The sequence below is a fragment of the Aquabacter albus genome, from assembly GCF_040049275.1.
GTDB lineage: Bacteria > Pseudomonadota > Alphaproteobacteria > Rhizobiales > Xanthobacteraceae > Aquabacter.
Window position 1 is genome coordinate 325012 of the sequence record NZ_JBDZDT010000004.1, and the last position, 12282, is coordinate 337293.

Here is a 12282-nt window from a genome sequence, read left to right on the forward strand (position 1 = left end):
CGGGACAAGCCCGGGCATGACGCGTGCTCTTTGGGGATCCGTCTATGCTTTGATGTCAGAGCCGTTTGGCCGCCCGCAGCGGGCTTGTGGCGGCGATGCGCGCCAAGGCTGGCTCCAGGGGCTCGCGCGCCACCATCATGTGGAAGGCGTTGGCGTGGAGCAGCAGGTCCGGCGCTTCCACGATGGCCACATGCCCCGGCCAGAACAGCAGATCCCCGCGCCGGAACGGCCCCGAGGGATCGAGAGGCGCGCCCAGCGCCGCCTCCTGCATGTCGCTGTCCCGAGGCGCGGCGATGCCGCACGCGGCAAGCGCCGTCTGGACAAGGCCGGAGCAGTCGAAACCGAAGGCGGAGCGCCCGCCCCAGAGGTAGGGCGTGCCGAGGAACTGTGCCGCCACCGTCACGAAATCCGGTTCTTTCATCTCCAGCGGCACCACATGCCGCGCGAAGATGGCTCCGCCGGCAGTGATGGCGAAGCCGTCGCGCTCGGAACGCACCGCGACCCGGGCGCCGAAGGACAAGGTCGCCAGAGGCGGAAGCTTGATGTCGAGCTGGGGGAACAGGAAGGTGCGCGGCACGCTCACGCGATGGGTCGGTGCCGCATCCGGCAAAGCCAGCGCGTTGACTGGCAGGTAGCCCACATAGCCGTCCGTATCGAGCTGGCCCCAGGCCCAGCCTTCCATGTCCTCGTCATAGACGGTGACCGTCTCGCCCAGCAGCGCCTCGGTGTCGAGGCTGGCGCCGGGCGAAGGGGCGCGGCGCACGGGGGCCACCGGCTCGCGCACCACGCGGCGCTCGCCCAGTGCATAGCGCGGCGCCTCGATGATGCCGCGCAGGCTTTCGGCCGCGAGGTCCGGGCGAGCGGCTGTGAGGCGCTTGTCTCGCGTCATGCGCCGTAGCGCTCCGCCAGCAGCGCGTCGAGGGCGCGGATGGTCTGCGCCTCGCCGCCCTCGGGACGGCCGGGCCGGGAGGAGGGGTTCCAGGCATAGATGTCGAGATGCAGCCAGGATTTCGCCGCTTCCACGAAGCGCGCGAGGAACAGGGCCGCCGTGATGGAGCCGGCGAAGCCGCCCGCGCCGGCATTGTTGATGTCCGCCATCTTGGACTCCAGCATGGAGGCGTAGGGCTTCCAGAGCGGCATGCGCCAGAGCGGGTCGTTTTGCTCCAGCGCGTGGCGGGCGAGGTCGGCGGCGAGGGCGTCGTCGTCGGTATAAGCGGGCGGGAGCTGCGGGCCGAGGGCCACGCGGGCGGCGCCGGTCAGCGTCGCGAAGTCGATCATGAGGTCGGGCGCTTCCTCGTCCGCCAGCGCCAAAGCGTCGGCGAGCACGAGGCGGCCCTCGGCGTCCGTATTGCCGATCTCCACGGAGACGCCCTTGCGGCTCTGGAGGATGTCGCTGGGCCGGAAGGCATCGCCGGCAATGGCATTCTCCACCGCCGGGATCAGCACCCGCAGGCGCACCTTCAGCTTTCGCGCCATGACCATGTGGGCGAGGCCCAGGGCATTGGCGGCGCCGCCCATGTCCTTCTTCATCAGCAGCATGCCGGAGGAGGGCTTGATGTCGAGCCCGCCGGTATCGAAGCACACGCCCTTGCCCACCAGCGTCACCTTGGGATGGGAGGGATCGCCCCAGGTGAAGTCGAGAAGCCGCGGCGCGCGCGTGGCGGCGCGGCCCACCGCGTGGATGAGCGGGAAATTCTGCGCGATCAGCGCCTCGCCTTCCACGGTGCGGAAGGCGGCGCCATGGTGGGCGGCCAGCGCCTGCGCGGCCTCTTCCAGCTCCGCCGGGCCCATGTCGTTGGCCGGAGTGTTGACGAGGTCGCGCACCAGCGTCACGGCCGCGACGGTGCGGGCCAGATGCTCTGCGTCCTCGCTTTGGCCGAGCTGGAGCTGCGCGCTGCCATTGGCCTTCTTGGTGCGGTAGCGGTCGAAGCGGTAGGTGCCGAGGCCGAAGGCGAGGGCCGAGAGGGGATGGAAATTGCCTTCCAGGTGGAAGGTGCCTTCCGGAAGGAGGCCGGGCAGGACGCCAGCGGCGAAGGCATCGCCGCCATTGGCCGGCACGCCGAACAGAAAGCCCGCCAGTGTGCCGCCCGCGCCCGGCACGGGAAGGAGCTTGCCCGGCTCGCCCTTGAAGCCGGCGGCCGCGGCGAAGGCGCGGGCGGCGTCGGGCACATCAGGCCCCTCAAGGGTGGAAGGCGTGACACACCAGATGGGCAGGCTGGTCTCTGAGGCGGGGGCAAAGCTATCCGGCATCATGGTCTCCTCGCGTCGCGAGGTAGCACGCGCGCCGCGAAGCGGAAACTCTTCAGGCGAGGGCCGACATCAGCATGGACTGGGGAAACAGCAGGAGCCCCGCCCCCGCCAGCGCGACGCCATAGGGCAGGTTGGGCAGGAGGGCGGCGGCGTGCCGGGCGCGCAAGGTGGCGATGAGCACGAGGAGGACGCCGAGGGCCCCGCAGACCACGGCGAACAAGGGAAGCTGGCCGGGATCGAGCCACAGCGCCAAGGCTGCCGCGAGCTTGGCATCGCCGGCGCCGATGATGTCATGGGCGAACAGCGCGAAGCCGGCCGCGAGCGCGCCGCCCGCCAGCACCAGCCGCGCACCGAGCTCCGGCACCGCGCCGAACGTCGCGAGGAGGCCGAAGCCCACGACGAGGATGAGGATGACAAGATTGGGGATGATGCGGCGGGTGAGGTCCGTGGCGATGGCGATGGACAGCGCCGCGGGGAAGAGACCCAGAACCAGGATATCGCCGAGGATCGTGCCCATGCCGGCCTCAGGCGCCGCTCAATTGCCGGCGACGGCGCCGGCCGCCTTCAGCCGGGCCAAAGTGAAGCCGATCTGGGTGATCACGGTGACGATAGCGATGGACAGGCCCGCCGCAATAAGCCCGTATTCCAAGGCGGTGGAGCCTTGCTCTTCCTTCACGAAGCGGGTCAGCAGAACCTTCATCGCCCATTCCTCGGCCGGGTGGCTGTCTTTCGGCCATGTCCGGCCCCCCGCGGGCCTTGGACGAGGAGACGCTAGGGGCGAGCCCCTTGCGCACTGGTAAAGATTGGCGGGCGGAGGATGGGCGCCGCGATTCAGCGTGCCCAAAACGTTAACGCGGGCGGCTCACTCGCCCGCCTGCAAGGCAGCGCGGCGGGCCGTCCCGTCGAGGCTGGCGGAGAGCGCGCTCAGGCCGAGCGCCGCGGCCGCCAGCGCCGCGCCCACGAACGGTAGGTGCTGGTAGGCCATGCCGTGGGTGATGGCGACGGCGCCGATCCAGGCGCCGGCCGCATTGCCGAGATTGAAGGCGCCCTGGTTGAGGGTGGAGGCGAGGTTCGGCGCGGCAGCGGCCGTGTCCACCACGCGCAATTGCAGCAGCGGCACCAGCGCGAAGGCGAGCACGCCCCAGACGCCGAGGGTGGCCAGCGCCGGCACCATGGCGCCGCTGGCCGGCACGAACACGAGCAGCACGGCGATGAGCACCACCAGGGTCACCAGCAGCGAGGGCATGAGCTTCCAGTCCGCCAGCCGCCCGCCCAGCATGTTGCCGGCGGTGAGGCCGACGCCGAACAGAAGCAGCGCTCCGGTGATGATCTCCGGCGAAAGGCCGGCCGAGGCCGCGAGCAGCGGGGAAATATAGGTGAAGACGCTGAACAGGCTGGCCGAGCACAGGACGCTGATGACCATGGCGAGCAGGACCTGCACATCGCCCATCACCCTGAACTCCGCCAGGATGCCGCTTCCCGTCATGGGCAGGCGCGAGGGCAGGAGCACGATGAGGGCCGCCAGGGCGCCGAGGCCGATGACCGCCACGCCCCAGAAGGTGGCGCGCCAGCCAAGCCACTGGCCGAAGGCGGTGCCTGCCGGCACGCCCAGCACGTTGGCGAGCGTCAGCCCGGCGAACATGAGGGCGATGGCCTGTGCCCGCCGGTTCTTCGGCACGAGGTCCGCCGCCACCACCGAGCCGATGCCGAAAAAGGCCGCGTGGCAGAAGGCGGTGACGATGCGCGCGCCCATGAGCAGCCAATAGGAGGGCGAGAGGGCGCACAGGATGTTGCCGGCGATGAACAGGGCCATGAGGCCCACGAGCGTCGCCTTGCGCGGCAGCTTAGCGGTGAGGATGGCGAGCAGCGGCGCACCCACCACCACGCCGAGCGCGTAGCCCGTCACCAGCAGCCCGGCCGATGGGATCGACACGCCGAGGTCCCGCGCCACGTCGGGCAGCAGGCCCATCACCACGAATTCCGTGGTGCCGATGCCGAAGGCGGCAGCGGCGAGGGAAAGCAGCGAAAGCGGCATCGTGGACCTTGGATAGGCTGGGGTGATGAAGAGTGCAGTCTTTGTTGCGCTGCAGCAAGTGCGCGGCATGCAGCGCTGCCATGCACGTATGGACAGCGTGCGCGCCGGCCGCCTTTCTGCTTCTATGGCCGCGGTGGCGCTGAGGAGACGGGCTGTGGGCCAATTCTTCAAGGACGAGATGTTCGACGCCCAGTTCTTCCGGGCGTTGGGCCTCACCTATTATGGCGCGGCGGATATCGGCGAATGCCTTGCCCTCGCCAGCCGCATTCCGGACCGGGATGCGGAGCGCTGGTATGCGGAATGGACCGCGCTCGCCGAGCGCATCTATGACGGCGGGCAGGCGAGCCTGGTTGCAGGCCACCGGGTGAGCGCCCGCGGCGCCTTCCTCCGCGCCTCCAATTATTTCCGCGCGTCCTACACCTTCCTGTTCGAGGCGCCACTCGATCCCCGCGCGGTGCGCGCCTATGAGCGGCAGGCGGAAGCCTTCGCCCGCGCCATGGCGCTCATGGACACGCCCGCCGAGACCGTGCGCATCCCCTTCGAGGGCACGACGCTGCGGGGCCATTTCTTCCAGCCCCACGCCACGGGCGGGCCGCGCCGCACCCTCATCATCACCAACGGCTATGACGGCACAGCGGAAGAAACCTTCTTCTATAGCGGCGCCGCAGCCCTCGCGCGGGACTATAACGTGCTGGTCTATGACGGGCCGGGCCAGGGCCATGCTTTGATCAAGGACGGGGTGAGGCTGCGCCCGGACTGGGAGGCGGTGGTGCGCCCCGTGATGGACTATATCCTCGCCCGGCCGGAGGTGGACCCGCAGCGCGTCGCCATGCTGGGCGTCAGCCTGGGCGGTTTCCTCGCCCCGCGCGGGGCGAGCGGGGAGCCGCGCCTCGCGGCGCTCGTGGCCGATCCCGGCCAGTATTCGGTCCTGGACGAGGGCCGGGTGCACCTGCCGCCCTGGATCGGCCGGCAGCTTCCCAACGGCAACCGGCTCATCCTCGCCTGGCTGGGGCGGATGCTGAACAAGCGCATGGCGGATGTCTCAGAGGGCTGGGCGCTGCGGCGCGGCCTTCTGGTCCACGGCTGCAAGACGCCTCTCGAGTATCTGAAGCTGACGGCGGCCTACACCATGGAGGGCCACGCGCCGGACATTGCCTGCCCCACGATGATCTGCACCACGGAGGGCAATGGCGTCGGCCAGACGGCCCGGCACCTGTTCGACGCGCTCACCTGCGAGAAGCGCTTCCACGTCTTCACCGCCACCGAAGGCGCCGCCAGCCATTGCGAGGGCGGCGCCCGCTCGCTGTTCAACCGCGAGATGTTCGACTGGCTGGATACGGTGCTGGACCGGGTGGGGTAGGGCTTGGCGTCCCGCTGCGACTCCCTCTCCCGCTTGCGGGGGAGGGCAGGGGAGGGGGAAAGGGTGCTGTCTGAGAGGTGAGAGGACTGCTCCGTGTGGATCGGCCTCGGCCCCCTCCCTAACCCTCCCCCGCAAGCGGGAGAGGGAATTGTTCGGGGCGGTGGATCACCGCACGATGATGTTCTTGAACTGCCAGGGGTCTTCCAGGTCCAAATCCTCGGGGAACAGCCGCACCCGCTCGGTCAGCGGCGTCCAGTCCGTATAGGTGCCGATCACCGGGCCGAGATAGGGGGTCTGGATCTGGAGGCAGCGGTGGAAGTCCATCTCGTCCGCCTCGACGATGCCCGCCTGCGGATTCTCCAGCGCCCACACCATGCCGGCGAGCACCGCGGAGGTCACCTGCATGCCGGTGGCGTTCTGGTAGGGCGCGAGCTCCCGAGTCTCCTCGATGGAGAGCTGCGAGCCGAACCAATAGGCATTCTTGGCGTGGCCGTAGATCAGCACGCCCAGCTCGTCGATGCCGTCGACGATCTCGTGCTCGTCCAGGATCTTCCAGCTGCTCTGCATGCGCCCGCCGGAGCCGAACATCTCGTGCAGCGAGAGCACGGCGTCGCCTGCCGGGTGGTAGGCGTAGTGGCAGGTGGGTCGGTAGATCACCTTGTCGCCATCCCGCACCGTCAGGTAGTCGGAGATGGAGATGGCCTCGTTATGGGTCACGAGGAAGCCGAACTGCGGCCCGGGGGTGGGCGTCCAGCTCCGCACGCGGGTGTCCGCGCCGGGGCGCATCAGATAGATGGCGGCGCCGCAGCCGGAGGCATGGGTGCGGCCATCAGGGGGAAGCTGCTTCTCGTGGGTGCCCCAGCCCAGTTCCGCCGGCTGGAGGCCTTCGGAGACGAAGCCTTCCACCGACCACGTGTTCACGAACACGTCGCGGGGCTTGGGGTTGCGGGCACGCTGGGTGTCGCGCTCGGCGATATGGATGCCCTTCACGCCCAAGGCGCGGGCGAACTGCGCCCATTCCTCGCGGCTCTTGGGCTCGGGCCGGTCGAGGCCGGTGTCGGCGGCGATGTTGAGCAGCGCCTGCTTCACGAACCAGGACACCATGCCCGGATTGGCGCCGCAGGTGGAGACGGCGGTGGGGCCGCCCGGCGAACGGCGGCGGGCATCCAGCAGGCCCTCGCGCAGCGCATAGTTGGAGCGCGCCTCGGGGCCCTTGCTGTCGTCGAAATAGAAGCCCTTCCAGGGCTCGATGACGGTGTCGATATAGAGGCAGCCGAGCTCGCGGCACAGCTCCATCACCGCCACGGAGGACACGTCCACGGAGAGGTTGACGCAGAAGCCCTGGCCCTTGCCGTTGGTGAGCAGCGGCGTGAGGAGGTCGCGGTAATTCTCCGCAGTCACATCGGACTGGATGTAGCGGATGCCGCGCGCGTCCAGCAGCTTGCGGTGCTCGTCCACGGGGTCGATGACCACGAAGCGGGAGAGATCGAAGTCGAAATGGCGCTCGATGAGGGGAAGGGTGCCCCGTCCGATCGACCCGAAGCCGATCATAACGATGGGGCCATCGATGGTCGCGTGAACCGGCCATTCGCTCATGATTGGGGATGCTCCTCGACAAAAAGTCACCGCTGGCGCGGGCGAGGGCACCATGCGGATGAGAGCAGGCTCAGTCAACCGCGCAGTGCTGCAAAAAGCAAAGCAGCAGAAGGCATTTGCGACATCAATCTGTCATGCGGACGTAACTGACAAAACCTTGTCATCCATCCTGCCGATCCTAGAGGATTGAGGTATTATGGTGGTGACATCCCATGTTTCTTTTCGTCAACTGGGTCCGCACGCTTCCGCCACTGCAGGAGGTGTTCGCGCTCGCAGGCATGCTGGCTTTCTATGCCTGCCTCGTCATCATCGGCGTCCGCAGCATCCGCAAGCGGTTTCCCACGGCCTTTGCCGGTGTTTCCCCCATCATCATCGGGCCTCTGGGCACCATTTTCGGCCTGACCGCCGCGTTCCTTTGCGCGGATGTGTGGAGCAACCAGTCCGCCGCGTTGCAGGCGGTGAGCGATGAAGCACAGGTTCTGTCCCGGATCTGGACGGCCGCTGAAGCCCTGGATCCAGCCACGGCAGGGAAGGTGCAGGCAGGCGTCTCAGCCTATGCGGACCATATCGTCAATAAGGAGTGGCCGCTCCTGCGCCAGATGAGCGACCCTTACAATCCGGTGAGCCAGCAAGCGCGCGGCATGCTTCACGACATCATCTTTCAGGCCACCCGGCCTCGGGCCGAAGGCGCCTTTGCCGGCAGCGCCGCTTTGCGGATTGAAGAGCTGGTGGGACAGGCATTCTCCCACCACACCCACCGGCTGGTCATCGCGATGAACCATGTGGGCTTTATCAAGCTCTATCTGCCCCTTTTCCTCGGGCTGATGCTGATCCTGCTCGTGGCGGTCATGCACTCTGCGGAGCTGAGGCTGCTGTGCGTCATGACCGTCAGCGCGACCCTGGTGGTTGCGCTCGTTCTGTGCGGCGTGGTGGCGAACAATGCGCCGTTCGAGAACGGCTGGCTGAAGGTGGATGCCGCCATCTTCTACAACATCAAGCGGGACCTGGCATCGCGTCCCGGTGGGCCTTGAGGAGGCGACCCCTTCAGCTCTGACAGGCGTCAATCGCTGGCGAGGATGTGGTTCTTCACCAACGGATAGACTTGTCCCGCCCACTTCTTGCCGCTGAACACGCCGTAATGGCCGACGCCCGCCTGCATGTGGTGGCGCTTGCGGTGCGGCCGCAGGCTGGAGCAGATCTCCTGCGCCGCCACCGTCTGGCCGAGCGAGCAGATGTCGTCGCGCTCGCCTTCCACGGTGAGCAAAGCGGTGCGGCGGATGGCGCCGAAATCGATGGGATTGCCGCGATAGGTCAGCTCACCCTTGGGCAGGCGATATTCCTGGAACACGTACTGGACGGTCTCCAGGTAGAATTCCGCCGCAAGGTCGAGCACCGCGAAATACTCGTCATAGAAGGTCTTGGCGGTCTTGGCCTTGTCGTCCTCGCCATTGGCGAGGTTCTCGTAGAGCTCGAAATGCGCCTTCATGTGGCGGCTGAGATTCATGCTCACGAAGGCCGAGAGCTGGATGAAGCCGGGATAGACCCGCCGCCCGCTCCCCTCGAACCCCATGGGCACGGTGGAGATGAGGTTGCGCTCAAACCATTCGATGGGCTTCGACTGGGCGAGCTGGTTCACCTTGGTGGGGTTGATGCGGCAGTCGATGGGCCCCGCCATCAGCGTCATGGAGCGCGGCGTGGCGACGTTGCCTTCCTGCGCCATGACGGCGGCCGCCACCAGCGCCTGGACGCAGGGCTGGCACACGGCGATCAGGTGCGCGCCCGGCCCCAGCCATTCCAGGAACTTGATGACGTGCTCGACATAATCGTCGAAAGCGAACGGACCGTGCTCCAGGCTCACGTTCCGGGCATTGTGCCAGTCGGTGATGAAGACATCGTGGTCCGGCAGCAGCGTGCGCACCGTGCCCGCCAGCAGGGTCGCGAAATGGCCGGACAGGGGCGCCACCACGAGGACGCGCGGCTGGGGCACGTCCACGTCCTTCTTGAAATGCAGCAGGGTGCCAAAGGGCAGGCGGTAGGCGGCCTCCTCGGTCACCTCCACCTCCCGGTTCCCGACCGTGGTGGTGTTGATCTCGAACGGCGGGCGGCCGTGGCTCAGCCCGGCGCGCTCCACCATCTCATAGGCGGCGGCGAGATGCCGCGTGCCGGTGCCGTTGAACGCCGCCATGAGCGGGCTGTTCAGCATGCGCCGCGCCAGATGCGCACCGAAGCGCATCGGCTCCATCAGGTCGGCCTGGGTCTGATAGGCGAGGTACATCATGAGGTCCTGCGCCGGATGGTGGGCCTGGTCTTGAAGGCAGCAGAGCGCCGAATGGTCATCGCTAGGGTCCTGAGGCCGCGTCGTTCGTGCATCCTTCCCCCCTCGAAAGGCGCCCGCTGGTCCGCACAGGGGCCTTTTTAGCCCCTTCCCGCGACGTCCCGTTAAAAAAGGAGATCCGGCTGCAACCCCGGCCCAAACGTGCTAAGGTCTTGGTGCTGCGAGGTTTTTGCACCGTTTCCCGCGCCCGCTCGGTCATGCCCCTTGGCGAGATATTGGAACGGGGGGTGGTGCATTGCAACACGCAACAGCTAAGATTGCCCGACGCCGCTCCGAAAAACCGGTGATGTCCATGACCACGCTGACCATTTCCAGCAAGAACTATTCCTCCTGGTCCCTGCGCGGCTGGCTGCTGTGCAAGATGGTCGGCCTGGAGTTCGAGGAGGAGCGGGTGCCGGTGGACGATCCGGCGGCGAAGGCGGAGCTGCTGCTCCTCTCCCCTTCCTTCCTCGTGCCGCGCCTCGTGCATGAAGGCGTGACGGTGTGGGACACGCTGGCTATCGCCTCCTATCTCAACGAAGTGTTCCCCGACGCCGGGCTGCACCCGCAGGATCGGGCCGCCCGCGCCCATTGCCGCTCCATCTCGGGCGAAATGCATTCCGGCTTTGCCAACATGCGCTCGGCGCTCCCCATGAACATCAAGGGGAAGTATCCCGGCTTCCGGGTGTGGGCGGGCGCGCAGGCGGATATCGACCGCATCGTCGCCATCTGGCGCGGCAGCTTCGCGGCCCATGGCGGACCCTATCTGATGGGGCAGACCTTCACTCTGGCGGACGCCATGTACGCGCCGGTCTGCTCGCGCTTCACCACCTACAGCGTGCCGCTGGACCCTGCCTGCGAGGCCTACCGGGCGCTCATCATGTCGCACCCGCTCATGCAGGAATGGATCGCCGGCGCGCTCGCGGAGCCGGAGGAGCTTGAGGAACTGGACGTCGAGTTCTGACGTCCCTCACCATTCCCAGCAGAGGGCGTCCAGCGCCTGCCGGGCGAATTCCGGCAGCGCCTCTCGGCTTCGCACCGCCACCACCAGCGTCCGCCGCGCCCAGGCATCGGGCAACGGGAATGTCGCCACATCCATGCGCTCCGCCACCCGGTGCGCATCGGCGGCGGGCAGGACGGTGACGCCGACGCCGGCCTGAACCATCTCCCCCACCGCCTCGATCCGGTTCACCCGCACACGGTATTTCAGCGGCAGCCCGAGCTGCGCCGCCTGCCGCTCGATCAAATGCTGGATGGCATTGCCGGAGGTGAGGCCGACGAAGGGCAAGGCGGCCACATCAGCAAAATCGGCGCCAGCCTTCTGCGCCAGCGGGTGGCCGGCCGGCGTCATGGCCATGAGGCGATCCTCGCCATAGGGGCGGGTCTCCAGCCCCGCCGTGTCGCCCACGTCGGACAGCACCCCCATATGGATCAGGCCCTGCCGCAAGGCGGGAGCGATCTCCCGGCTGGGCCGCTCCTCAAGGTCCACGTCCACGTCGGGGTGCTGCGCCAGGAACCGTGCGAGGTCGCCCGGCAGGCGCGTGGAGAGGGCGGCGGTGTTGCTCCACATGCGCACATGGCCCTTCAGCCCCTTGCCGTAGCGGGAGAGCTCGCCGCGCATGCGCTCGGTCTGCTGGAGCACGAGGCGGGCATGGTGCGCCAGCGCCTCCCCCGCCGGCGTGGCGCCGGCGCCGGAGCGGCTGCGCACCAAGAGCGGCGTGCCCACCGTCTCCTCCATGCCGCGCACCCGCGCGCTGGCCGAGGCGAGCGCCAGGTTCACCCGCGCCGCGCCCGCGGTGATGCTGCCCGCCTCCAGAATGGCGAGGAACAGCTTCAGATCCACCAGATCGAACCGCATGGCCGGCAATCCTTCGTCTCAGACGAAGGATGAAGCCGGATAATCCACATTGCTGCAAGCGGGGCGGTGGGCCAGCGTGCCGCTCATGGACACTGTCACGCTCATCATCATCGCCGCGATCCTGGTTCTGGCCGGGCTGGTCAAGGGCGTCACGGCCATGGGCCTGCCGACCCTCGGCATGGGGCTGCTGAGCCTCCTCATGGCGCCGTCCGACGCGGCGGCCATCCTGATTGCCCCCACCATCGTCACCAATGTGGTGCAGTTCGTCACCGGGCCGCGCCTTTGGCCGGTTCTCCGGCGCTTCTGGCTGATGGGGCTCATGGTGTTCGCCGGCACGCTGGCGGGCGGGCTGTGGTTCGAGGGGCTCGATTCCCATCTCGCGCCGGCCATCCTGGGCGGGACGCTCCTTCTCTACGGGCTAATGGGCCTCAGCCAGGTGAACTTCCGCACGCCGCCGGCCTTGGAGCCCTATCTGTCCCCGATCATGGGCGTGGCATCGGGCCTCCTCACCGGCACCACGGGCGTCACGGTCATGCCGGTGGCGCCCTATCTGCAATCCCTTCACCTCGAGCGGGAGGATCTGGTCCAGGCCATGGGCTTTGCCTTCTCGCTGGGCACGTTCGGGCTCGCGGCGGCACTTTCCACCAAGGGCGCGCCCTTGACCGAGGGGAGCGTGGCGCTCGGCACGCTGGCGGCGCTCATCCCTGCCTTCGCCGGCATGGAGCTGGGCCGGCGGGTGCGCCAGAAGATTTCGCAGAAGGCTTTTCGCACCTGCTTCTTCGCGGGGCTGGCCCTGCTGGGCGCCAACACGCTGCTGCGCGCGGTCATCTGAAGCGCGCCCCGTCTTTCCCCCCACGGGGAAAGGGCGG

The 12282-nt window shown here is 68.0% G+C and carries 12 protein-coding genes; 4 read left to right on the top strand and 8 right to left on the bottom strand.

Annotated features, from left to right (window positions below; genetic code table 11):
* Positions 1 to 55 precede the first annotated feature (55 nt).
* From ABLE91_RS11225 to ABLE91_RS11245, 5 genes are all read right to left on the bottom strand, one after another.
* Positions 56 to 889 (bottom strand): C40 family peptidase, encoded by an 834-nt coding sequence (locus ABLE91_RS11225; protein ID WP_348930901.1) that lies wholly within the window; start codon positions 887 to 889, stop codon positions 56 to 58.
* Positions 886 to 2250 carry a leucyl aminopeptidase family protein gene (locus tag ABLE91_RS11230; RefSeq protein ID WP_348930902.1) on the bottom strand — a complete coding sequence of 455 codons (1365 nt, stop codon included), beginning with the start codon at positions 2248 to 2250 and terminating at the stop codon, positions 886 to 888. The genes ABLE91_RS11225 and ABLE91_RS11230 overlap by 4 nt, the downstream gene beginning before the upstream one ends.
* 52 nt (positions 2251 to 2302) lie before the next feature.
* Positions 2303 to 2767, bottom strand: a complete 465-nt coding sequence (locus ABLE91_RS11235; protein WP_348930903.1) for a prepilin peptidase — start codon at positions 2765 to 2767, stop codon at positions 2303 to 2305.
* Between the two features lie 18 nt (positions 2768 to 2785).
* Positions 2786 to 2950 carry a Flp family type IVb pilin gene (locus ABLE91_RS11240; protein ID WP_348930904.1) on the bottom strand — a complete coding sequence of 55 codons (165 nt, stop codon included), beginning with the start codon at positions 2948 to 2950 and terminating at the stop codon, positions 2786 to 2788.
* A 162-nt stretch (positions 2951 to 3112) separates the two neighbouring features.
* Complete coding sequence (locus tag ABLE91_RS11245; protein WP_348930905.1) at positions 3113 to 4285, bottom strand: MFS transporter; 1173 nt, start codon at positions 4283 to 4285, stop codon at positions 3113 to 3115.
* A gap of 154 nt (positions 4286 to 4439) precedes the next feature.
* Here ABLE91_RS11245 and ABLE91_RS11250 point away from each other — a divergent pair, with 154 nt between their 5' ends.
* Complete coding sequence (locus tag ABLE91_RS11250) at positions 4440 to 5645, top strand: alpha/beta hydrolase family protein (protein ID WP_348930906.1); 1206 nt, start codon at positions 4440 to 4442, stop codon at positions 5643 to 5645.
* A 165-nt stretch (positions 5646 to 5810) separates the two neighbouring features.
* On the opposite strand, the gene ABLE91_RS11255 is transcribed toward ABLE91_RS11250, so the two are convergent.
* Positions 5811 to 7241, bottom strand: coding sequence for a homospermidine synthase (locus ABLE91_RS11255; RefSeq protein ID WP_348930907.1), 1431 nt, complete (start codon positions 7239 to 7241; stop codon positions 5811 to 5813).
* A 212-nt stretch (positions 7242 to 7453) separates the two neighbouring features.
* Between ABLE91_RS11255 and ABLE91_RS11260 the strand changes: the two genes are divergently transcribed.
* Entirely contained in the window at positions 7454 to 8272 is an 819-nt protein-coding gene (locus ABLE91_RS11260; RefSeq protein ID WP_348930908.1) for a bestrophin-like domain, read from the top strand.
* A 29-nt stretch (positions 8273 to 8301) separates the two neighbouring features.
* Here the strand turns inward: ABLE91_RS11260 and ABLE91_RS11265 are convergent, their stop codons facing one another.
* Positions 8302 to 9519 (bottom strand): polyhydroxyalkanoate depolymerase, encoded by a 1218-nt coding sequence (locus tag ABLE91_RS11265; RefSeq protein WP_348930909.1) that lies wholly within the window; start codon positions 9517 to 9519, stop codon positions 8302 to 8304.
* Between the two features lie 343 nt (positions 9520 to 9862).
* Between ABLE91_RS11265 and ABLE91_RS11270 the strand changes: the two genes are divergently transcribed.
* Positions 9863 to 10519, top strand: coding sequence for a glutathione S-transferase family protein (locus tag ABLE91_RS11270; protein ID WP_348930910.1), 657 nt, complete (start codon positions 9863 to 9865; stop codon positions 10517 to 10519).
* 6 nt (positions 10520 to 10525) lie between these two features.
* Here the strand turns inward: ABLE91_RS11270 and ABLE91_RS11275 are convergent, their stop codons facing one another.
* A complete protein-coding gene (locus tag ABLE91_RS11275) occupies positions 10526 to 11413 on the bottom strand; it encodes a LysR family transcriptional regulator (RefSeq protein WP_348930911.1) in 888 nt (295 codons plus the stop codon).
* A gap of 85 nt (positions 11414 to 11498) precedes the next feature.
* Between ABLE91_RS11275 and ABLE91_RS11280 the strand changes: the two genes are divergently transcribed.
* Positions 11499 to 12245, top strand: a complete 747-nt coding sequence (locus tag ABLE91_RS11280; RefSeq protein ID WP_348931203.1) for a sulfite exporter TauE/SafE family protein — start codon at positions 11499 to 11501, stop codon at positions 12243 to 12245.
* The last annotated feature ends 37 nt before the right edge of the window (positions 12246 to 12282 follow it).

What these genes read in the sequence shown, in the direction of transcription:
- ABLE91_RS11235 (WP_348930903.1), bottom strand. Translation starts at nt 2,767, where the DNA reads ATGGGCACGATCCTCGGCGATATCCTGGTTCTGGGTCTCTTCCCCGCG.
- ABLE91_RS11255 (WP_348930907.1), bottom strand. Translation starts at nt 7,241, where the DNA reads ATGAGCGAATGGCCGGTTCACGCGACCATCGATGGCCCCATCGTTATG.
- ABLE91_RS11245 (WP_348930905.1), bottom strand. Translation starts at nt 4,285, where the DNA reads ATGCCGCTTTCGCTGCTTTCCCTCGCCGCTGCCGCCTTCGGCATCGGC.
- ABLE91_RS11270 (WP_348930910.1), top strand. Translation starts at nt 9,863, where the DNA reads ATGTCCATGACCACGCTGACCATTTCCAGCAAGAACTATTCCTCCTGG.
- ABLE91_RS11225 (WP_348930901.1), bottom strand. Translation starts at nt 889, where the DNA reads ATGACGCGAGACAAGCGCCTCACAGCCGCTCGCCCGGACCTCGCGGCC.
- ABLE91_RS11240 (WP_348930904.1), bottom strand. Translation starts at nt 2,950, where the DNA reads ATGAAGGTTCTGCTGACCCGCTTCGTGAAGGAAGAGCAAGGCTCCACC.
- ABLE91_RS11275 (WP_348930911.1), bottom strand. Translation starts at nt 11,413, where the DNA reads ATGCGGTTCGATCTGGTGGATCTGAAGCTGTTCCTCGCCATTCTGGAG.
- ABLE91_RS11265 (WP_348930909.1), bottom strand. Translation starts at nt 9,519, where the DNA reads ATGATGTACCTCGCCTATCAGACCCAGGCCGACCTGATGGAGCCGATG.
- ABLE91_RS11280 (WP_348931203.1), top strand. Translation starts at nt 11,499, where the DNA reads ATGGACACTGTCACGCTCATCATCATCGCCGCGATCCTGGTTCTGGCC.
- ABLE91_RS11230 (WP_348930902.1), bottom strand. Translation starts at nt 2,250, where the DNA reads ATGCCGGATAGCTTTGCCCCCGCCTCAGAGACCAGCCTGCCCATCTGG.
- ABLE91_RS11260 (WP_348930908.1), top strand. Translation starts at nt 7,454, where the DNA reads ATGTTTCTTTTCGTCAACTGGGTCCGCACGCTTCCGCCACTGCAGGAG.